Below are 19,753 nucleotides of genomic sequence, written 5' to 3'. Positions count from 1 at the left end.
TTCATTCCTGTCCAAAATTCATTTTCCTTACATTGCCCATTTGAAAATCATTTCCTATCTTAATTTCCCCGAGACAATACGAACAGAGCGCTGCTGGCATCGTAAACCTTAACCTTTTCCCATCTAATGTAGTTAGATCCTCATTTTCTAATAACAGTCGGCTTAACTCATAAACTCCTTGTCCCGTAATCCCGTTCACATGAAAAATAGTTGCCTTAGGATTTACTTGGCGAACGCGAAAAGCAAAAACTTCCCGTTCCGCTTGTGAGACAATATCGCCTTTGCTAATGACCACCAAATCGGCTAACTTCAGCATCGGGCCAATTTTTTGCGGTGTATTGATCCCCATTAAATTATCAATTACACAAACTGCTTTAATCTCTTTAATATGTGGGGAGCATCGGTTGCACAAACCAGCGCTCTCCGTCATTAATAAGTCAAATTTTTTGTTCATTCCCCATGTGATGCATTCCTCGATATTACTGACAAAATAATGATCAGGACATAGGTTTCCTGCCAAACCTACTTTTACCTCAAAACCAGCTTTTTCATATATAAGATGATCCTGTGTCGTTAAACAGTCGAGTTTAATCACTCCTATTTTTAATCCTTCTTCCTTTAATACTTGTGCCGCCTTCAAGATGACCGATGTTTTCCCAGAAGAAGGAGGGCCAGCTATCGTAACAACTTTCATTGTCTCCCCTCCCAGTAAGCCTTAAGAAAAACATCCTCCAAATGTTGAGCTAAGCTAGCAATATCATTTTCTTCAATAAAATCCCATCCAATCCATTTAAAGGTTGATCCCTCAGGTAGTTTATTGTCCACTAAAGGGTGATACGATGGAAAATAAGCATCAGAAAAAAATGCACCTACGTCTTTTTCTGCCAAAAATTTTGCAAGATTATTTACATCAGACTGCCGGCTGCTTTTCACCATCATCGTCATAGGATTTACAATGGCCCCGTCTTCCGGCCAAATCACGGCAACATCCTTTTTCGAACGCACAAGCTTAGAAAAGGAATAAGGGATGGCGCTGATAATAGGTGCTTCTGACTTGCCACTTCCAACCAGCTTTACCATTTCCGCAGGATGAAGACCTATTTTGGTCGCTCTTCCTAATTTACGAACGCCTTCTTCCCCATGTTCTTTATACATATTTAATAAAACCCCTTCACAAAAATCACTGTGTTGATGACCACGGATTGCAACAGAACGTTCATATTCAGGTCGAAACAAGTCCGCCCAATGACTTGGAAGAGGAATATCCTTATGGTTCGTTCGATCGACCAGCATCACGGTAGGATTAAAGCAAAGTATATTGTAATGTCCTTCGGGATCTTGCAATGGAAGGTTATCAATACTTGGGTTTAGCTCTTGACTTCCTACCGATTGGAAAAAGCCTTTATCGACAAAACGTTCTCTAAATTCTTTATGAAAAAAATAATTAAATCCTGGTGCAATCATAATATCAGGCATTTGATTTATCTCTTGACACTCTTTAAGGTATGGAAAAAAATCAAATTGTGTATTTGCATTTGATTTAACTAAATAACGAAGGTTTTTATTCTGTGTCCCCTCTACATAAGAGGTAATTAACGATTCAAACGGAACTTTTAGGGGACAAGGCAACAGCCCTATTAACTCATGTTCTTGTAATGTGGAAAGGTCCATACTTTTTTCCTCCTTTATATGGCGAAAATCATTTTTTGTACGTGAAGATATGCACAAAGTAAGTAGTAAAAATAAAAGCCACACCTTCATCTGGTGAAACTTTTTATGCTTATGGTTATGTCAAAATTTTCTGGAAAGAAAAGCTAAAAAGGGGTGTATTGAACTATTGGTGAAAGTGATTTTTTATCATTGTGATAAGTTCTTTATTTTCAATTATAAAGGATTTTGTTCACGTTCAAGCGCTCAAAAAATGAACATTCTTTGTATTCTGAATATTTAATAGAAATATCCTATATCAACATAATGAAACCAATCTCATGACCTACCACGTTGAACATTCCTAGCACACGAAGCAAAACCACCCGTGAGAACGGATGGTTTGCTCTACGGCTGAAAGCCTTTGCTGGCCAGACCTAAATGCCTCCAATTGTCTGGCCCCCAAATGGATATTTTTCCATTTGAGATGCCTGGCACTCTATTTTCTACTAAACAAGTAATATGCTGGATTTCTATTCTCACAGTCTTTTGCCAATATAGAAATATCGCAGTAGATAAAGCTGCCGTCGATTTTCACTTTTCCTTTTCTGCCTTCTTCCTCATACTTATCAGCTGAAAGAGATGGGTCCAAAATACACAGGGTGCTTCCTTTTGCCGAAACCACTGTAATATAATGTCCGCCGTGGCTGAAGACTCCCGTATACGCTTCTCTGTCTCCACCTGTATTAGCAATGGCCATGCCGCCGTTTCTCAAATGATCCAACAGCTCCTCAGCACTATTCGTCATTTTAAGATCCAGTCCGAATTTTTCTGCAACGGCTGGACCTAATATTATCATATCGGTTCCTGGCTGTTCATTCGCTTTTAAGGAGATGGACATCTCCAAGCATTCTTCTAATGGAAAGGAATCAAGGGTCAAGTTTTCTACAACCATACAGGAGCAGCACAATCCACAGCCTGCTGTTTTGACATTATCCTTTCCGGGGCCAAGCCCTCCCTTTAACGTGTTTGTAAGATAATGTATATGTTCATATTCTAATTGATTAAGATATAGCATATCGTTCCTCCACTATTTTTTACCTATCCGCTTCTTCTATCAAAAGCCTATTTCTTTCCATCCTTTTTCCGCAGGGGGTGCTGAGATTCCATTAAAAAAGTACTCTTCGAACATTCCCCCTGACAGCTGTATCCTTAAGCTGCTAAACCAGCTCATTTTTCAGCTTAATTTGTATCCATTCCGATTCACTATCACATGTATGACTATCTTCTCGAACGATGTTCCATTGACCTGAAATAATAGATGTTAAGCTTGCGATATCCTCTTTACTCATTTTCAACAAAGTAATCGTATTATATTCCTCTTTATAGTCTATCTCTACTATTTTGTTATATTTAAATTTCAACAGGTTTTTCAACCCATGAATCGATAAAAAACGAATTCGATAGCCGTTACTGATTGCTTTCTCCCAATCATTTCCCAACTCTTCTGCTAAACGGAGCTTTTGTTCTGCATCCACCTGTTCATCCAGCTTAAGCAAATGAAAATTTTTCTCTTTAAGCGCCAGTATTAAATCTTTATCGGCAATTCCATTGGCACGACCTTGTTCAATAAAAAGAGCAATTGGCTGGGATATGTCCACTTTATCCATGTTAAAATCCTCCCTTCTGCGTTAAGCCTAGACTAAATGACAGGCAACAAAATGCTGTCCGCCAACATTTCGGAATGCAGGGACTTCCTGCCTGCATATTTCTTTTGCCCATGGACATCTCGTATGAAATTTACATCCAGATGGAGGATTAGACGGACTTGGCATATCTCCACTTAAAACGATTCTCTCTCTTTTTAACGTAGGATCTGGTATCGGCACAGCAGATAATAAAGCCTTTGTATAAGGGTGGAGAGGATTCGTAAATAATTCATCTCTATCTGCCATTTCGACCATTGAACCTAAATACATTACAGCAATCCTCGTGCATAAATGCTCTACCACACTTAAATCGTGTGATATAAATAAATACGTCAGATTTTTTTGTTCCTGCAAATCGCTGAAAAGATTGATGATTTGTGCCTGAATCGAAACATCCAATGCGGAAACAGGCTCGTCTGCTACAAGAAATTCCGGATTCAAAATAATGGCTCTTGCTATTCCGATCCGCTGCCTCTGCCCTCCTGAAAATTCATGTGGATATCGGTCTATATGGTAAGGAGCCAATCCGCAAATGTTCAGTGTCTCTAAAACTCTTTCGCGAATTTCTTTTTTGGATGCCATTCCATGGTCCAGCAAAGCTTCTCCAATCGAATCGCCAATCCGCATTCTTGGATTTAACGAGCTGTATGGATCTTGAAATACAAGCTGCATTTTAGGACGAAGGCGCCGAAGCTCCTCTTTCGGCAGCATATGTACATTTTCTCCTTTAAATAGGACAGACCCTTCTGTAATATCCATCAGCCTTAAAATGGCCCGGCCAGTCGTACTTTTACCGCTTCCAGACTCTCCTACAATGCCAAATGTCTCTCCTTGTTTTATCGTAAAACTAACGCCATCCACTGCTTTAACTGGCGCTTGCTTCTTTCCAAAAAATCCAGTAGAAGTAGGAAAATATTTTTTTAGATTATCCACTTGAAGTAGAGCATCAGCCATTCTTATTTCCTCCTTCATACAGCCAGCAAGCTGCTTTATGTCCATTCTCATCTGCTTCAAGCTTTGGCTGCTTTTCCCTGCAAATATCCATGCAATGCTCACAACGGTCATGGAAGTAGCAGAATTCTCCAAGATCAACAGGGTTCGGCACCTGTCCTGGTATCGAATAAAGTCGTTTTTTCCGCTGATTAAACACAGGCTTGGATTTTAACAGGCCTTGCGTATAAGGATGCTTCGGATTTTTAAACAACTCCAAAACAGGCGCTTCTTCAATAATTTTCCCTGCATACATGACTACTACATAGTCTGCCATTTCGGCTACAACCCCTAAGTCGTGTGTAATCAGCATGATGGAAGTATGATGTTCTTCTTTTATTTTCCTCAATAAATCTAGAATCTGCGCTTGTATGGTAACATCCAGAGCTGTAGTAGGTTCATCTGCAATTAATAATTTGGGATTGCAGCTAAGGGCAATGGTAATCATGATTCTTTGCAGCATTCCTCCGCTTAATTCATGTGGATAGGCATTCATGATTTGCTCTGCTCGAGGAATTCCTACAGATGTTATTAGTTTAATCGCTTTTTGTTTTGCTTCTTTTTTGCTAACCAATGTGTGTTCCATAATTGGCTCGATTATTTGTTCCCCAATGGTCATTACTGGATTTAAGGATGACATTGGCTCTTGAAAAATCATGGAGACTTCGTTTCCGCGAATTCTTCTGATTTCCTTATCGCTTGCCTGCAATAAATTTTTTCCATTAAACAAAATTTCTCCGTTCACTACTTCACCAGGAGGACTAGCGACTAGTCCCATTAAGGATAAAGCAGTTACACTTTTTCCACAGCCGGATTCGCCGACTACACATACTGTTTCACCTTCTCTAATACGAAAGGTTACATCATTTACTGCTTTAACCGTGCCCTCTTCGGTATGAAAAAAGGTTTTTAAGTGTTTAAATTCTACAAGGGTATTACTCATCTTCTTCACCTGCACCTACCTTTTCGTTTTTGGATCAAGGGCATCTCTTAAGCCATCTCCCAATAAGTTAATAGAAACAACGGTGGCAAATATCGCGGCACCTGGTGGAATCCACAGCCAAGGACGCTTTTGAAAGTCGACAAGGGAGTTGGCTGCATCAATCATATTTCCCCATGAAGCTGTTGGCGGAACGACACCTAATCCTAAAAAGCTAAGAACAGACTCACTTAAAATCGCGCCTGCTACATTTAAGGTTGCTACTACTAGCAGAAGGGGCACCGTATTAGGCAGAAGATGATGAAACATCTTTCTTCTGTCTCGAAGACCAAGGACATCTGTTGCCAGCATAAACTCCCGCTCCCTAAGGGAAAGGATCTGACTTCTGACAAGACGAGCCAAGCTTGGCCATCCAAGTAAACTGAGCATAAGCATCACAATATAAATTCGATACTCAGAAGGAACTTTTAAATCAGAAAGAATGGCACCGATAATCACCAATAAAGGCAAACTTGGAATAGACATTAGTACATCTGCTAAACGCATGATAAAACTATCTACTATTCCACGGTAAAAACCTGATACCACCCCAAGCACGGAGCCAATAAGTACAGACAGTATCATGGAGGCAATGCCAACAGTCAGCGAAATTCGGCCCGCTAGCATCAGCCTTGTTAAAATATCTCTTCCCAGCTCATCTGTTCCAAGCCAGTGGTACATGCTAGGAGGCTGCTTCATCAGCTCCACGTGAATATTTCCTGCTGCATATGGTGAAAAAAGAGGGCCAATAAAACAGAAAATAAACATAAAAATCAGGAAAAACAGACCAAATACCGCCAGCTTATTTTTCTTTAATCTCTTAAAAGCCAGCCTCCAAGGAGACGAAGATGTTGTTCTCTTCTTTTGGAGCGGTTTTACGCTTTTTTGTATTTCTTCTATTTTCATATTCAATCGCGTTCCTCCTTATTTCATCCTTACACGCGGATCTGCCCAACCGTATAGCAAATCAGCAACTAGATTTCCAACAATCGTAAGCAATGCTAAAAACATCGTGAATCCCATTAATACAGGATAATCTCTTTCCCCAAGCGCCTCCAAATGAATATGCCCAGCCCCTGGCCAGTTAAAAATTTGTTCCGTAATAATGGCACCAGAGAATAGTCCTGGCAGCTCAAAGGCTAAAAGAGTGATAGCCGGCAGCAATGCATTTCTTAATGCATGCTTATATACAACGGTTTTTTCCTTTAATCCTTTCGCTCTTGCTGTTCGAATAAAATCTTGTCTAATCACTTCCAGCATATTGGTTCGAAAGTAGCGAGTTAACGATCCTACACTAAGCATGGTTAAAACGGTTACCGGAAGCACCATATGCTTCGCTACATCTACAACATACGAAAAGCCCGATGTTGCACTTCCTGTTTCAATCATTCCTGCAACTGGGAATAAATGAAGATCTACCGCTAGAAATTTAATTAAAAGTAAACCAATGAAAAAAGAAGGAAATGACATTGCAGCAAATACAAAAAAAGTAACGATTCCATCAAACCATGAATACTGCTTTGTGGCAGAAACTACGCCAACGAGGAGTGCAATAATCCATGTCAATACTAGCGAAGTAAAAGCGATGAGAAAGGAATTCCAAATATAATCTCCAAGCACATCCGTAACATTTTGCTGATATTTTAAAGAAAAGCCAAAATCTCCTTGCAGCATCTGGCCCACCCATATAAAATACCGCTCGATAATCGGCTTATCCAACCCGTACAATGCTCTTAATTCTTGTGCTCTCTCTGCTGTTATATTCTGATTCGAATCAACAAAATCACCTGGAACTAACGCAAATAAGAAAAATATTAAAACGGATACTCCAAATAAAGTTGGAATCATTTGAAGTATTCGTTTCATTACATAACGCGCCATCTTTTCCCTCCTTATGGTTAAATGCTAAAGTCAGTGCTTTTAGCATTTAACCCGTTCTGCCTCTATTATTTTTGTATTTCTGCTTTGCTTAAACTATTAGATATTCCATTAAATGGATTTGTCTTTAACCCTTCCATTCTAGCATTGGAAGCAAATAAGAATTTTCGATAGTATACATATAAAACAGGAGGATCCTCTGTTAACTCTTTATATAATTCGCCGTAAACTTCTTTTCTTTGATCCATATCCACCGTGCTTATGCCTTTTTTAATAAGCTCATCTGCTTTTGGATTATTGTATTTTGAAATATTATTCGGATTGTCCGATAAGAAATTTTTCGCATTATCGTGAGGATCGATGATCATGGAAGATTCAAAGAATGCTAAATCATAATCCCCTTTTTGGGTTTTATTGAATAATGCATTAGGATCGAGCAGCTCTGCGTCAAAGTCAACGCCCATTTTTTTATAGTTTTCAGTTGCCATGGCAATGATCGTGTCATTTAATGGCCTAGTTTTCGAACCGATAAACGTTACTTTTAATTTTTTTCCGTCTTTTTCTCTTATGCCGTCTTTTCCAGCTTTCCATCCAGCTTCATCCAACAGCTTTTTAGCCCGCTCCAAATCATAGTCGTATTTTTTTACATCCTTATTGGTATACGACCATAAAACAGGGGATGCTGGAACATCTGCAACTGTTGCATATCCTTGATAATAGGAATCTACTATTTTTTTACGATCTAGCCCGTAGAAGAATGCCTGCTTTACTTTGTTATCACGGAATAATTCATTGCTATTGTTAAAAGCAATATAACCATAAACACTTGCCTGTGATAAATCTATATTCGCGAATCCTAAGCTGCTTAGCTGCTCAAAGTTGTCTGGCGTTGCATCAAATCGCTCATAATCCGTTTCTCCGGTTTGGAATAATTGAAAATTTGTGTTAGGATCTGTTACTTTATAAATAAATTCTTCTGTATCCGGTTTTCCTTCATAATAATAAGGATTTGCCTTAAATCTTAATTCTTGTCCAGCAACATACTCTTCTAAGTAATATGGACCACTTCCTATAGGCTTTAGGAACGTCGTTTTGATATAATCTAAATTTCCTCGTTTATATTCTTTGCCGTAATAAGCCTTTGACAAGACCGGCCCGCCTAGCATCGTTAATGCTTGAGCGTTGACCTCTTCTGTTTCAATTTTAATTGTCTGATTATCGATTACATGAATTCCTTCTATCTTATCCGCTTTTCCTTCCTTGTAAGCCTGTCCTCCCTTAATATGTACAAGACTAATATCTGTTGCTCCGTCATATTTCGGATCGTGCAGCATTGTTAATGTAAAAGCTACATCCTCAGCAGTTAAAGGACTTCCGTCGCTAAACTTTAGATCTGGTCTAAGATGAAATGTATACGTTAAATTATCAGCAGAAATGTCCCATTTTTCTGCTAGCTGCGGATATGGTTTTCCTTTGTCATCAATATTAACCAGCGAAGAAAAGATCACACTGTTAATATTTTCATCCCAGCCATTTGAATAGAAATATGGATTAAACACGCCGCCTGGCTTTGTTGTCCCAGCAACAAATGTATCCGTTCTCTTCTTAGAAGCTGCCGGAATTTTAGAAATGTCAGCTGCCTTAATCGATTCATCCTTTTGATTGAGGGAGCCACCTCCATTATTCGTATTGCTTGCTGGGTCATCGCTGCACCCTGCAAGATATAATGCACTACCTAACATGGTTGCAAGTATTGCTTTAGAAAGCCTTCTCTTTTTTGCCAAAATGGTTCATCTCCTTTTATATGTTTAAATCATGTTTATTGGTTCCTTCTATGTAAATAATTCAAGGCAATTTGTGACAGCATTGCGATGCCGATGGGCAAAGCTTCTTCATCTAAATCAAACCTTTCATGATGCAGCGGAAATTGTGTAGACTCCTCTCCATTGCATACACCTAATCGAAAAATAACCCCAGGAATGGCATGTGTATAAAAAGCGAAATCTTCCCCGCCCATAGAAGGCTTTTCGTCTCCGCATTTGTCTGCCCCAAGTATTTGTTCAGACGCCTGATAAACGAAATCTGCCATTTGGTCATCATTTATGACAGACGGGTAGCTTTTTTCATAATGAAATGCATACTCTGCTCCATACATTTCCGCAATTCCTTTAATTACCTTTTCGATTTGATGAGGAATTTGCTCCCTCACTTCTGGATTTAACGTCCTTACTGTCCCAACAAGTTCTACCTCTGGGGCAATGGCATTTCCTGCAGTGCCGCCTTTAATCTTTCCTATTGTAATAACAGCCGCATCCAGCGGATTCGTTCCTCTGCTAATAATTTGCTGCAATGCTGTTATCATCTGTGCGGATATCGCAATGGAATCCACTGATTCATGGGGCCGTGCTGCGTGGCCGCCTTTTCCGATGATTTTAATCGTTATAGGATCTGCTGCTGCACAAGCTAAGCCTCTTGCTACAGATACTTGACCTGTCGGAACATTTGGGGCAACATGTAAAGCAGCTATCGCATCCACTGGCGGATTTAACAATACACCATCCTCCATCATCGCCTTTGCTCCCGCAAGCCCTTCTTCAGCAGGCTGGAAAATAAATTTTATATTCCCTCGTTTTGGCTTTCCTAATTTCGTTAAAAGCCTCGCCGTTCCCATCAAGATGCTTGTATGAGCATCATGCCCGCACAGATGTGCTAATCCATCATTTTTGGAACGATAAGGTACAGACTTTTTATCCTGGATAGGCAATGCATCCATATCTGCTCGAAGTGCAATCGTTGGTCCATCCTCTTGTCCGCGCAATAGACCAACAACCCCAGTCTTTCCTACTCCACTTTGCACCTCTAATCCTAGTGATTTCAGGTAGGATGACACAATACTTGAAGTTCGAATTTCTCCATATCCAATCTCCGGATGCTGGTGAAAATCCCTTCTCCAAGCCACTGCCTGCTCTTTTATTTTTTCTGCTTCCGCAAGTAAGTCAACGGCATTATCTTTTTTATTTTGCATATTTGGATTCATTTCTTCCTCCAGTAAATGAATGGTTATTTGTTCGATTCAAATACTCTCGTATGAACCTCACTTAATGTTTTACTGATATGTGCTTGCATAATGTCTCTCGCCTTTATTTCATCGCGCTCTTCAAAAGCCTGTATAAGCTCCAAATGCTGCTTATACGTATTGTTTGTTACTTCTTTGCTAAACGGAATTAAATCCAATACAGGATTCAGCTTGGTCCGAATTTTTCTAACAGCAGTTTTAATATGGGTATTCCGTGATTCCGTTCCAATCAGCAAATGAAACTTCACATCCAAGGAACGGAACATTTCCCTTGTACAATCTGCTTCCATGCTTTTATTTACAAGCATTTTCAAATAAGCAATATTTTGTTCGCTTATTCTCGATGCAGACAGCCTGGCAGCCTCAGGTTCTATAAAGGACCTGAACTCCAACAGCTCTTCCAAGGCATTCCAGTCGTTCTTTATTTCCTCAATTGTCCGCTGGTGTGCTTTAGATGTTACAGGCAGCACAAAGGTTCCACCTTTATTGCCAAGCCTTCTTTCAATCAATTCTTTTTTCTCCAGCTCTGCAATCGCTTCTCGTATCGAAAGTCTGCTTGCCTTAAAAATATTAGCAAGCTCCCTCTCAGGAGGCAGCTGTTCCTCTGGAAGAATCTCTTTTAAAATAATTGCTTCTTCCAACTGTTCTAAAATAAAGTCACTAACACGCATAGGCGTAACCTTTTGAAACTGAAAAGCATCAAGAGAAACTTTCATAAACTCCTCCATTTTTTATTTTAATGGTCTAAGGTTTGAACCTTAGATCAATATTATCATGATCAATTATTTATTGCTATCGTTTTCTGAAAATTACATAAAGAAGTGCCAGGCACCCCGAATGGACAAATGTTCATTTGGGGTGCCTGACACTTTCTTTACTTATTCATTTATTTTCTTCTTATCCTTGCTTAAAACAGTCACCTCATATGGGTCATTACGCAAATTTTTAGTTAAGTCATCTGTTTGTATAAACGTATCAATTTCCTCTACTATGCTTTGTGCTAATTCTTTTGCATTTGCATCTGTTGAAGAAACGGATGTTTTGACTTTGATTTGCAATGGAAGTGGGTGAAAGGAGTAAGAAAATCCCTTGACTTTAAATTGTTTATTCTCCATTAATCCTTGTGCAATAATACTTATAGCTCCTGTCTTGTCCCATCTTAATTCTTGTTCTCTTGCTTTCATATCTACTTGTGTAATTCTAAATGTAAATTCTCCATACTCTTTGGAAATATCTATCAAATCTGCTTTTAATTGTTTCATCCTCTTCTCCGTTTTTGGAACAGAAACATACACAAATTTTTCTATCTGATTTATTCTAACTTGTATTGGAAATGCTGTAACAAAATGATTTTTATCTAAATAGTGTTGAACCTTTTCATGCAGCTCTTGGCTTTTCTCTGCATACTTCTCTTCCTCTTTCAACTGATTATTATCTGGTATTTTATTGACTATTTTTTCTCTTTTAAGCGTAATCGAATATTTTCCAAAATTTTGTTTAATAAGTTCTGAGTTGATATTTTTAATAACAGCTTCCTTTTGTTTCTGAAATTCTTCTTTTGACATATCAACTGATAATACAATCCTTCTATCAGGGATAGAAACATCGTCTAGTTGATTAAATGGATAATTATATTTTCGCATTACGTCTCCAAGCACTTTATAAATTGCATTTTTATCGTTCTGCTGCTTCATAAAATAATGAAAGTAAGGTATTTTTGCTGCAACCTTTGCCATCGTTGGTGAAAAAAAGGTTGATCCAATAAACAGGAGAAATAGTGCAGCAGCTGTTGCGATAAACGGCATCCACCTTTTCCTGCTTTTTCTCTCCTTTAGAGGATGTGTTGATTCCTCTATTACTCTTCCTAATACTTTTTGTTTATGCTCCTCCGTAAAATGGAAGTTTCCTTGATGATCTTTTAGATATTTAAAAGGATTCATGCATTTTCACCTCATCTAATGTTATTTTTAACGCATTCCTACCTCTATGTAATCGTGTTTTAACTGTATTACTTTTAACCCCTAGCAAGTCAGAAATTTCTCGGATGGAAATATCTTCATAATAATATAAGATAATAACTTCTCGATATTTAACAGGAAGAGCTAAAACTTTATTAAATATATCTTCATTTCTTTCTACTGATTCTTTCACAGGAATAGGGGAGAGTAATTTTGTTGTATCTTTGTTAAAGATGTTTCTGAAATGCCAGCTTTTTAAGACATCCTTACATTTGTTCACCGTAATTCTATAGATCCAAGTTTTATAAGATGCATTTTCCTTAAATTCATCTAGATGTTTATAACAGCTGACAAATACTTCTTGAGAAATGTCTTCCGCTGCTTCCTTTTTCTTTACATATGTGTAAGCTAGCCGTATTACCATATCTCCATACTGATCCATTAACCAGACAAGTTTTTCATTTTTCGATAAATGAGAAATAGTCTCCTTATTTTCTTTATTTGTATCCACTGATGAACCTCCTTCCCTTACAAACGTTAGACGATGCATCCTTCCATGTGGTTCCTTTTTATAAAAATTTTTAAAAGAAAAGTGTGATGATTATTTATCTAAATTTCCTTCCAAACAAGTATGGAGTTATAATAGGCATCTTTACTTCTTGTTTAAATAATGATTAAATCAACGACTTTATTTTGTTAGACTAAACTAGGATGGCAATAACGCCGAATGCCTGTTAACAACATAAATAGCGCCACCGGCTATCTTTAATTAATTTAAAGTTATTAATCATAAATAAAGCAAAAAAGCCAACCCAAAAGAATCAGCTTTTCAAGAAAATATTTCATGCAATTTTATTTTGAATTCAGGAAAGATATAAAAAGGAAAAATACTTTCTTCATTAAAGATAGATGGTGTACTGTACCGATTATTTTCTCCGAGAACATATTGCTCCAATACTTTTTCATTTGGATAAATTAATAAATATTCTTTTACCCCATATTTCTCGTATTGGTTTAATTTCTCAATTCGGTCTCTTTGCCAAGTGGAAGGAGATAAGACTTCCACAACTAAATCTGGAGCACCTTTACATCCTTTATTATCTAATTTTCTCTCATCACAAACCACACTAATATCTGGTTGTACCACTTGACATTCTGCTTCATCCTCTGTAGCTGATAAGCGAACATCAAAAGGAGCTGCATACACTTCACAAGTTTTTCCTTTAAGAAATGTATATAGTTCACCAGTTAATTTCGTTACAATCGCCTGATGCTGTCTTGATGGCGCAGCTTGCAAAAAAGGAATGCCATCAATGATTTCGTATCGCGGCTCATCAGGCCAAGTTAAATATTCAGCATATGTCACTTTCTTTGAATAAGGCTGATTTACACTCATATGAGACACCTCCATCATTAAGAATAGTCTAACACTATTCTTGAAAAAATACAGCTGTACACTAGTTTAATGTAACAGTATTTCCTTTATTTTCTATTCCAAAAATGTGTTCCTGTCCCTCACTCCAAAAATAAAAAGGATGCCTCCAAAGGTTTAGGACCTTCGGAAGACATCCTTTCATTCCTTACTTATTTAGCAAAACGATGATTCCCAATTTCAACTGTAACAGGGCGTGATAAAATCCACTTGCTGCTTGACGTTTTAGGATTGAAGAAAAATAAAGATCCCTTTCCTGATTCACCTATAGCAATCGCTTCGTTTACTGCTCTTTTAGAAGCAGCATCAGCTGGCTGATTGATTTGTCCATTTTGTACAGGAGTAAATGCATAATGTCCGTTTGAGATTTGGTAGATGACTTCACGGATTGTATTAGGGAATTGATCACTTTTTACACGGTTCAGTATGACAACAGCAACAGCTACCTTTCCAGCATAAGGTTCCCCAACTGCCTCTGCATGCACTAAACGTGCCATTAAATCTTTATCTGCAGCAGAAATAGTAGAGTTTGGTAGGATCATTGTTTCACCTGCAATTAGCGGTTTACTATTGTTTGCATTCATTAAACTATTGATTGGAATGCCGAATCCCTTTGCTATGTTCCAATATGTCTCACCATTATGTATCGTGTGATTTGTTGCTGCCTCTGTTTGATTGGTTAACGTAAATGCGGAAAGAGATCCGATTAACCCAGCGGCTACTATTAATTTTTTAAATTTTTTCATTCCTTGTGCCTCCTAGCAGTCTTTCATTTGCTCTTCTATTAGGCTATCAGATGTAATATTTTCATTCATGGTACAAAACATGGAAAATGCAAGTTTGCTATTTTAAACCTATGGTAATAAAGGGATCGATTTTTTAAAGGAATTATTATCCATACCATTAGAATTTCCAATAACATTCTCTTATAGAAAAATGAGGACCGAATTTTACAGTATGGTAACATTATGTAACAGAGAGACTAAAATCGACGCCTGTCTCAAACAAAAATAAGCCTACTCGGAAAATTACTCCTAATAGGCTTATTTCTTCTTTTGCTATTTAGTGATTTATGCACTTACCCCAGCCCAGTCTTCTTCCCTAACATCGAAAAAGAGGAACTATTATTAGTCCCTCTTTTTCCAGCTATCAATTATTTTCAGTTTATGTGCTAACTAGTATTTAATGAATATTTCGTTTTTGGAAGTTCCCGCCCTTTACTTCGGAAACATCGTAAATCGCGACAAAAGCTTTCGGATCAATCTCACGGATAATTTCTTTCATTTTACTTTCTTCCAAACGGTTAATGACACATGTTATTTCTTTAAATTCTTCTTGTGTATAACCACCAAGTGCTAGTGTATACGTAGCTCCACGGCCTAATCGATCACGTATCGTTTCCACCATTAATTCAGGATGAATAGTAATAATTTTAAAGGTTTTCGAACCACTTAAACCTTCTTCTACAATGTGAATCACTTTTGACGCAATAAAATAAGCAATTGCGGATAAAATAGCCCCTTGAAGACCAAACACCGTTGATACGACAATAAAAACAAACATATTTAAAAATAGAATAAGGTCACTAGTCCCAAACGGTAATTTCCGAGAAAGTAATACGGCTAACATATCGATTCCGTCTAATGCGCCGCCATTACGTAAAGCTAGCCCCATTCCAAAACCTATAATAATCCCACCAACAACGGTTACGAGCAACGTATCCCCTTCAATAATCGGTGATACATGATGCATAAGACTCGTACTAACGGCTAGTGAAGCAATCCCAATTACGGAATAAATAGCAAAACTTTTCCCAATTTGTTTATATCCTAAAAAAACAAATGGGATATTTAATACAGCAATTAGAAGCCCTAATGGTAAGCCAAATTGCGAACCAACGATACTTAGACCTGTTACACCACCATCTGATACAGAGTTTGGGATTAAAACAGCTTCTAATCCATAAGCAGTAATAATCCCTCCAATAATCACCAAAAATGCACGTGAAAATTTAAAAAGTTTATTGCTTTTTTTCTTTGTTATTATACTCATTTAATTCCTTTCCCCGTTTCAGCATTATTTATGTAATTTGATCCTTCCTTTATGTTTTATTTTAACACTGTACTTTATTCAAGTGTTCTCTTTTGCTTTGAACTTCTTTTTTTCTAGATTTTATTAAGGAAGCTTGCTTATATTGAATAGAGGGGGAGAGTTCTTTTAATATTGGGAAAAACCTCTTTTAAAAGGTCCACCGTCCATTCTTCTGGAACATTGGGAAATTCATTTATTACATGAAGTACCGTTTTTTTATTAGAATATAGCTACTAATTAATCTGTAGTTTGATTTTTCTGAAACCATTATAAATAAACTCTTGTTCCTTTGAATATTGGTGACTGGCACCAATAGACAAATGTCTTTTTAAAATGCCTGTCACCAATTTATATATTCAATATTTCTCTTATATCTTTTTCAGTCATTCGTGATAAAGCTTTATCTTGATCGCCTTGTTCCATGATAGTTTCAATAAGTTCTTTTTTCGTTTGCTGCAATTCATGCATTTTTTCCTCAATAGTCCCTTTCGTAATAAGTCGAATGACTTGAACCACATTTTTTTGACCCATGCGATGCGCTCGGCCAATCGCCTGTTCCTCCACTGCTGGATTCCACCAAAGATCATAGAGAATGACCGTATCGGCTTCCGTTAAGTTCAACCCTGTATTTCCAGCTTTTAAAGAAATAAGAAAGATGGCTGTCTCCTTCTTATTATAACGCTCCACTAATTCTATTCTTTCCTTAGAAGAGGTTTGTCCATCTAAACGGAAAAAACTCAAGCCTTCTTTTTCTAAAGAACGACTAATGATATCCAACATACTTGTAAATTGGGAAAAAATTAATAATCGCCTTCCATTTTCAACAGCATTCACTACAATCTCTACTAATTGTTTCAGCTTTCCAGAGTCACCATTGTACGTCTCTAAAAATAAAGAAGGATGACAGCATAATTGACGAAGTCTCGTTAAACCGGCAAGAATTTTCATCCGGCTTTTTTGAAACCCTTCTCCTTTAAGCGACTCTTCCGTTTCCTCTTTCATTTTTTCCAAGTAAGCAAGATAATGCTCCTTTTGATGCTTTGTAAGCTCTGATACGTGAAGGGTTTCAATTTTATCTGGCAATTCCTTCAAAACATCCTTTTTCATCCTTCTCAATAAAAAAGGCTTGATCATGCTTGCTACCTTTTCTGGTGAAAGCTCTCTAAACTTTTTTTGATTTGGAAAAAAATCAGGCATAACAATTTGAAAAATAGACCATAATTCATCAAGCGAATTTTCTATTGGGGTTCCACTTAAAGCAAAACGCGTTTCTGCTTGAATGCTGCTTACTGCTTTCGCTGTTTTTGTTGCATAATTTTTGACCACCTGGGCTTCATCCAAAATAAGGGTATGAAAATCACGATCCACATACTCCTCCATATCTTGACGTAAAGTAGGATAAGAGGTAATCCAAACATCCGCTACTGCTGAACGTCGAAATAATTCCTTCCTTTCTGTCGGAGAGCCGATCATAATTTCTGTTTTTAAAGATGGTGCGAATTTTTTCAATTCATTTTTCCAATTATAAACAAGTGATGCTGGTGCAACAATAAGGGCTGGCTTCTTTTCTTTCTGCTTCTCTTTATCTGACAATAAAAGAGCAATACTTTGCAGTGTTTTCCCTAATCCCATATCATCCGCGAGTACCCCGCCAAACCCATAATATTTCAATGTACTCAACCACTGAAATCCATAATGTTGATAATCACGCAGCTCTGCCTGCAAGGAGCTAGTTACCCCAAAGTTCAGCTCTTCTGGATTTTTTAATCGAGTCAGCAATTGAAGATATTGTTCTCCAGACTTCGTATTTTCTCCAGATACTAATTCTTCCAATTGAACTCCTCTGTATAAGGGCAGTTTAATCGCTTCCTTCTCCAATTGAGCGACTGGCAGATTCATTTCAACAAATAGATGACGAATCGTGTGAAACTGCTCCGATTCAAGCGATACAAACGTTCCACACGGCAAGCGATAATACTTCTTTTTTTCCACTGCACTTTTCATGATTTTTTGAATCGTTTTCTGGTCTATTCCTTCCATTGAAAAATTAACTTCCAACCAATTACCAGAAGCATCTACGTCAATATTAGTAACTGGCACATGTGATTCTGACAAAATAAGATTTTTCACTGCGCTTGTTAAATAAACAGCAGCTTTCTCTTCCAACTGTGGAAGAATCTTATAAACAAATTCAAAAATTCCTTCTTCTTCTTTTGTATATAAAAACTCTCCATTCGATTTTAACGAACTTGATTCAAGCACACTCATAATCAGTTGTTCTTTTTCCGTATCGCGAATAAGAATCGTTTCTTTTGGGGGAATATACTGAAATGGATTCATCTTATGCTCTCCGTAGCGAAATTCCAAATCCACTCGCAATAACTGATCCTTCATATCTACATATAGATGGGATTGAAGTGGAATTTTTATAATCTTATTCGAAATATTATCCGCCACTTGAACCTTTCCGACCTCATCCATGATCGGTACTACATAAGACAGCAACGGTTCCACCTGCTCCTTGCTGATCGGCAAAATAGGCGACTTCGTACGTTCTACTAACGTAATCAACTCTTCCAAAAAGGGTTGTTGCTCTTCGGAAATTTTGTAGATTGAATCCTCTTTCACAAAATAACCATAAAAACGAAAATAACTCCCCTTTGATAAATCAGCTACATTCAGTTGATAATCTTGACCCTCTGCCTTTTCAAGTTGAAAAAGAAAGGAATGCTCGTCGTATTGAAATTGTAATTGGTTATATAATTGTCCATTATGATACAACTGCACATTCCCCTGCATAAGCTTTTGTAAAACCTTATCTGCAATCATAGGAGATAAAACAATTGCACGAACATCATTAGTTAATCCGGATCCATAATAAGGAGATTGTAAATTTTGATACATTTTTTCAAAATTGAGTCCCTCTTGCAATAGGTTAATCACTTCTTGATCTACTTCTGAAAAAGTATATTCTGTAGGGTCATAGGTGAAGTTTTTTGTAAATGGATACTGCTCTTTCCATTTTATCGCTTCCAAAAATTTCTTTATATCTTTCAAAACATACGGTCTTTTTAGCCCTACCTTTATTTCTAAAGTGATAGATTTTTTGTTATGCATCTTACAAATCCATTCCACCATTAATGGTTGCTTTTCCACCACTTTCTCTTGTTGTATAGTCTCTTGATAATAGGTAGAAAACTTATCGATAAACTGATTTGTAAGCTGGTTCACATAAGCAGATTGCCTTACTTGCTGCTGTCTCATCAGCTCCGCTTGTTGTCTCTCCAGCATTTGTTGCCTTTCTTCTAGTCTATTTTTTCTCGCAGGTTCCTCATACTGCCACATCGCTCCTGATTCCTGAATCTCAAACAAAACTGCGGCAATATGCTTACATTCTTCATCATACCAGTTATTAAAAGCTGGACAGTTACACGAACATTTATACTTATTTTCTACTTCCTGAATCACCACTTGATACCTCTTTGATCCAGATACAGTCGCACTCCATCTACCTTTGCTTTCGTCACAAAATAAGTTTTGTACCTTTCCTTGTCTAAAATACCTTTTTCCATTTTGATAATTACTCGCGGAAAACATTTGCTTTATATTTAAACGAAGCAATGAACTAGCCATTCCACTCCTCCTTATTCCAAACAAAAATATCGATAAATATGATAGTAACTACAAGACTAAAACTACCTTAAATAGTTTACTCTATCATATTAACATAGTATATTATCATATTTGCCAATAGCACTGTGTTTAATTCCTACTATGAAAAAGACACCATAAAAACCGTTTGCCTTTTTGTGAAAGACAAATGGTTTTTATGGTGTCTGTCATTAATTTAAAAATCAACTTGTATCTGTTTCCCTCCGATAAGATGCCTTTCCTCGTTGCTTTAAAGTCCTGAGGGACAGACTCTTTATTCCCACTAATTAAACATTCATCGTCCTCCCACCAAAGACAAATCATACAATCTGTCTTTTTTAG

The 19,753-nt window shown here is 37.4% G+C and carries 17 protein-coding genes; all 17 read right to left on the bottom strand.

Going from position 1 to position 19,753, the window contains the following annotated elements:
- Position 1 precedes the first annotated feature (1 nt).
- Positions 2–694, bottom strand: coding sequence for a GTP-binding protein (locus tag ACTYA4_RS15050; RefSeq protein WP_443481255.1), 693 nt, complete (start codon positions 692–694; stop codon positions 2–4).
- Positions 691–1,671: an ABC transporter substrate-binding protein gene (locus tag ACTYA4_RS15045; RefSeq protein WP_443481256.1), complete on the bottom strand. Its 981-nt coding sequence runs from the start codon at positions 1,669–1,671 to the stop codon at positions 691–693. The genes ACTYA4_RS15050 and ACTYA4_RS15045 overlap by 4 nt, the downstream gene beginning before the upstream one ends.
- Positions 1,672–2,146: 475 nt before the next feature.
- Complete coding sequence (locus ACTYA4_RS15040; RefSeq protein ID WP_443481257.1) at positions 2,147–2,725, bottom strand: hypothetical protein; 579 nt, start codon at positions 2,723–2,725, stop codon at positions 2,147–2,149.
- Positions 2,726–2,867: 142 nt separating this feature from the next.
- Positions 2,868–3,317: a hypothetical protein gene (locus tag ACTYA4_RS15035; protein WP_443481258.1), complete on the bottom strand. Its 450-nt coding sequence runs from the start codon at positions 3,315–3,317 to the stop codon at positions 2,868–2,870.
- A gap of 27 nt (positions 3,318–3,344) precedes the next feature.
- Positions 3,345–4,310, bottom strand: coding sequence for an ABC transporter ATP-binding protein (locus ACTYA4_RS15030; protein WP_443481259.1), 966 nt, complete (start codon positions 4,308–4,310; stop codon positions 3,345–3,347).
- Complete coding sequence (locus ACTYA4_RS15025) at positions 4,303–5,289, bottom strand: ABC transporter ATP-binding protein (RefSeq protein ID WP_443481260.1); 987 nt, start codon at positions 5,287–5,289, stop codon at positions 4,303–4,305. Before ACTYA4_RS15025 ends, ACTYA4_RS15030 begins: the two co-directional genes overlap by 8 nt.
- Before the next feature lie 15 nt (positions 5,290–5,304).
- The gene (gene opp4C, locus ACTYA4_RS15020) at positions 5,305–6,231 is read right to left on the bottom strand and encodes an oligopeptide ABC transporter permease (RefSeq protein ID WP_443481342.1); all 927 of its coding nucleotides are present in this window, start codon (positions 6,229–6,231) and stop codon (positions 5,305–5,307) included.
- A gap of 18 nt (positions 6,232–6,249) precedes the next feature.
- A complete protein-coding gene (locus ACTYA4_RS15015; RefSeq protein WP_443481261.1) occupies positions 6,250–7,206 on the bottom strand; it encodes an ABC transporter permease in 957 nt (318 codons plus the stop codon).
- Between the two features lie 65 nt (positions 7,207–7,271).
- Positions 7,272–8,945: an ABC transporter substrate-binding protein gene (locus tag ACTYA4_RS15010; RefSeq protein WP_443481343.1), complete on the bottom strand. Its 1,674-nt coding sequence runs from the start codon at positions 8,943–8,945 to the stop codon at positions 7,272–7,274.
- A gap of 77 nt (positions 8,946–9,022) precedes the next feature.
- On the bottom strand, positions 9,023–10,240 hold the full coding sequence (locus ACTYA4_RS15005) for a M20 metallopeptidase family protein (RefSeq protein ID WP_443481262.1): 1,218 nt from the start codon (positions 10,238–10,240) through the stop codon (positions 9,023–9,025).
- 23 nt (positions 10,241–10,263) lie between these two features.
- Positions 10,264–10,995: a FadR/GntR family transcriptional regulator gene (locus ACTYA4_RS15000; RefSeq protein ID WP_443481263.1), complete on the bottom strand. Its 732-nt coding sequence runs from the start codon at positions 10,993–10,995 to the stop codon at positions 10,264–10,266.
- 162 nt (positions 10,996–11,157) lie between these two features.
- Positions 11,158–12,219: a DUF4179 domain-containing protein gene (locus ACTYA4_RS14995; RefSeq protein ID WP_443481264.1), complete on the bottom strand. Its 1,062-nt coding sequence runs from the start codon at positions 12,217–12,219 to the stop codon at positions 11,158–11,160.
- Positions 12,206–12,748 carry a sigma-70 family RNA polymerase sigma factor gene (locus ACTYA4_RS14990; RefSeq protein WP_443481265.1) on the bottom strand — a complete coding sequence of 181 codons (543 nt, stop codon included), beginning with the start codon at positions 12,746–12,748 and terminating at the stop codon, positions 12,206–12,208. Before ACTYA4_RS14990 ends, ACTYA4_RS14995 begins: the two co-directional genes overlap by 14 nt.
- A gap of 318 nt (positions 12,749–13,066) precedes the next feature.
- On the bottom strand, positions 13,067–13,633 hold the full coding sequence (locus tag ACTYA4_RS14985; RefSeq protein ID WP_443481266.1) for a Uma2 family endonuclease: 567 nt from the start codon (positions 13,631–13,633) through the stop codon (positions 13,067–13,069).
- Positions 13,634–13,821: 188 nt separating this feature from the next.
- Positions 13,822–14,415 carry a cell wall hydrolase gene (locus ACTYA4_RS14980; RefSeq protein ID WP_443481267.1) on the bottom strand — a complete coding sequence of 198 codons (594 nt, stop codon included), beginning with the start codon at positions 14,413–14,415 and terminating at the stop codon, positions 13,822–13,824.
- Between the two features lie 436 nt (positions 14,416–14,851).
- A complete protein-coding gene (locus ACTYA4_RS14975; protein ID WP_443481268.1) occupies positions 14,852–15,721 on the bottom strand; it encodes a YitT family protein in 870 nt (289 codons plus the stop codon).
- A gap of 387 nt (positions 15,722–16,108) precedes the next feature.
- Positions 16,109–19,393 carry an SNF2 helicase associated domain-containing protein gene (locus tag ACTYA4_RS14970; protein WP_443481269.1) on the bottom strand — a complete coding sequence of 1,095 codons (3,285 nt, stop codon included), beginning with the start codon at positions 19,391–19,393 and terminating at the stop codon, positions 16,109–16,111.
- Positions 19,394–19,753 lie beyond the last annotated feature (360 nt).

It is taken from the genome of Niallia yueguangensis, assembly GCF_052663115.1.
The sequence above is the reverse complement of the archived record's forward strand: the minus strand, read 5'-3'. Positions and strand labels throughout refer to the sequence as shown.

Coding starts and splice junctions, on each gene's coding strand:
- ACTYA4_RS15050 (WP_443481255.1), bottom strand. CDS start 694: ATGAAAGTTGTTACGATAGCTGGCCCTCCTTCTTCTGGGAAAACATCG.
- ACTYA4_RS15045 (WP_443481256.1), bottom strand. CDS start 1,671: ATGGACCTTTCCACATTACAAGAACATGAGTTAATAGGGCTGTTGCCT.
- ACTYA4_RS15040 (WP_443481257.1), bottom strand. CDS start 2,725: ATGCTATATCTTAATCAATTAGAATATGAACATATACATTATCTTACA.
- ACTYA4_RS15035 (WP_443481258.1), bottom strand. CDS start 3,317: ATGGATAAAGTGGACATATCCCAGCCAATTGCTCTTTTTATTGAACAA.
- ACTYA4_RS15030 (WP_443481259.1), bottom strand. CDS start 4,310: ATGGCTGATGCTCTACTTCAAGTGGATAATCTAAAAAAATATTTTCCT.
- ACTYA4_RS15025 (WP_443481260.1), bottom strand. CDS start 5,289: ATGAGTAATACCCTTGTAGAATTTAAACACTTAAAAACCTTTTTTCAT.
- opp4C (WP_443481342.1), bottom strand. CDS start 6,231: ATGAAAATAGAAGAAATACAAAAAAGCGTAAAACCGCTCCAAAAGAAG.
- ACTYA4_RS15015 (WP_443481261.1), bottom strand. CDS start 7,206: ATGGCGCGTTATGTAATGAAACGAATACTTCAAATGATTCCAACTTTA.
- ACTYA4_RS15010 (WP_443481343.1), bottom strand. CDS start 8,945: ATGTTAGGTAGTGCATTATATCTTGCAGGGTGCAGCGATGACCCAGCA.
- ACTYA4_RS15005 (WP_443481262.1), bottom strand. CDS start 10,240: ATGAATCCAAATATGCAAAATAAAAAAGATAATGCCGTTGACTTACTT.
- ACTYA4_RS15000 (WP_443481263.1), bottom strand. CDS start 10,995: ATGAAAGTTTCTCTTGATGCTTTTCAGTTTCAAAAGGTTACGCCTATG.
- ACTYA4_RS14995 (WP_443481264.1), bottom strand. CDS start 12,219: ATGAATCCTTTTAAATATCTAAAAGATCATCAAGGAAACTTCCATTTT.
- ACTYA4_RS14985 (WP_443481266.1), bottom strand. CDS start 13,633: ATGAGTGTAAATCAGCCTTATTCAAAGAAAGTGACATATGCTGAATAT.
- ACTYA4_RS14980 (WP_443481267.1), bottom strand. CDS start 14,415: ATGAAAAAATTTAAAAAATTAATAGTAGCCGCTGGGTTAATCGGATCT.
- ACTYA4_RS14975 (WP_443481268.1), bottom strand. CDS start 15,721: ATGAGTATAATAACAAAGAAAAAAAGCAATAAACTTTTTAAATTTTCA.
- ACTYA4_RS14970 (WP_443481269.1), bottom strand. CDS start 19,393: ATGGCTAGTTCATTGCTTCGTTTAAATATAAAGCAAATGTTTTCCGCG.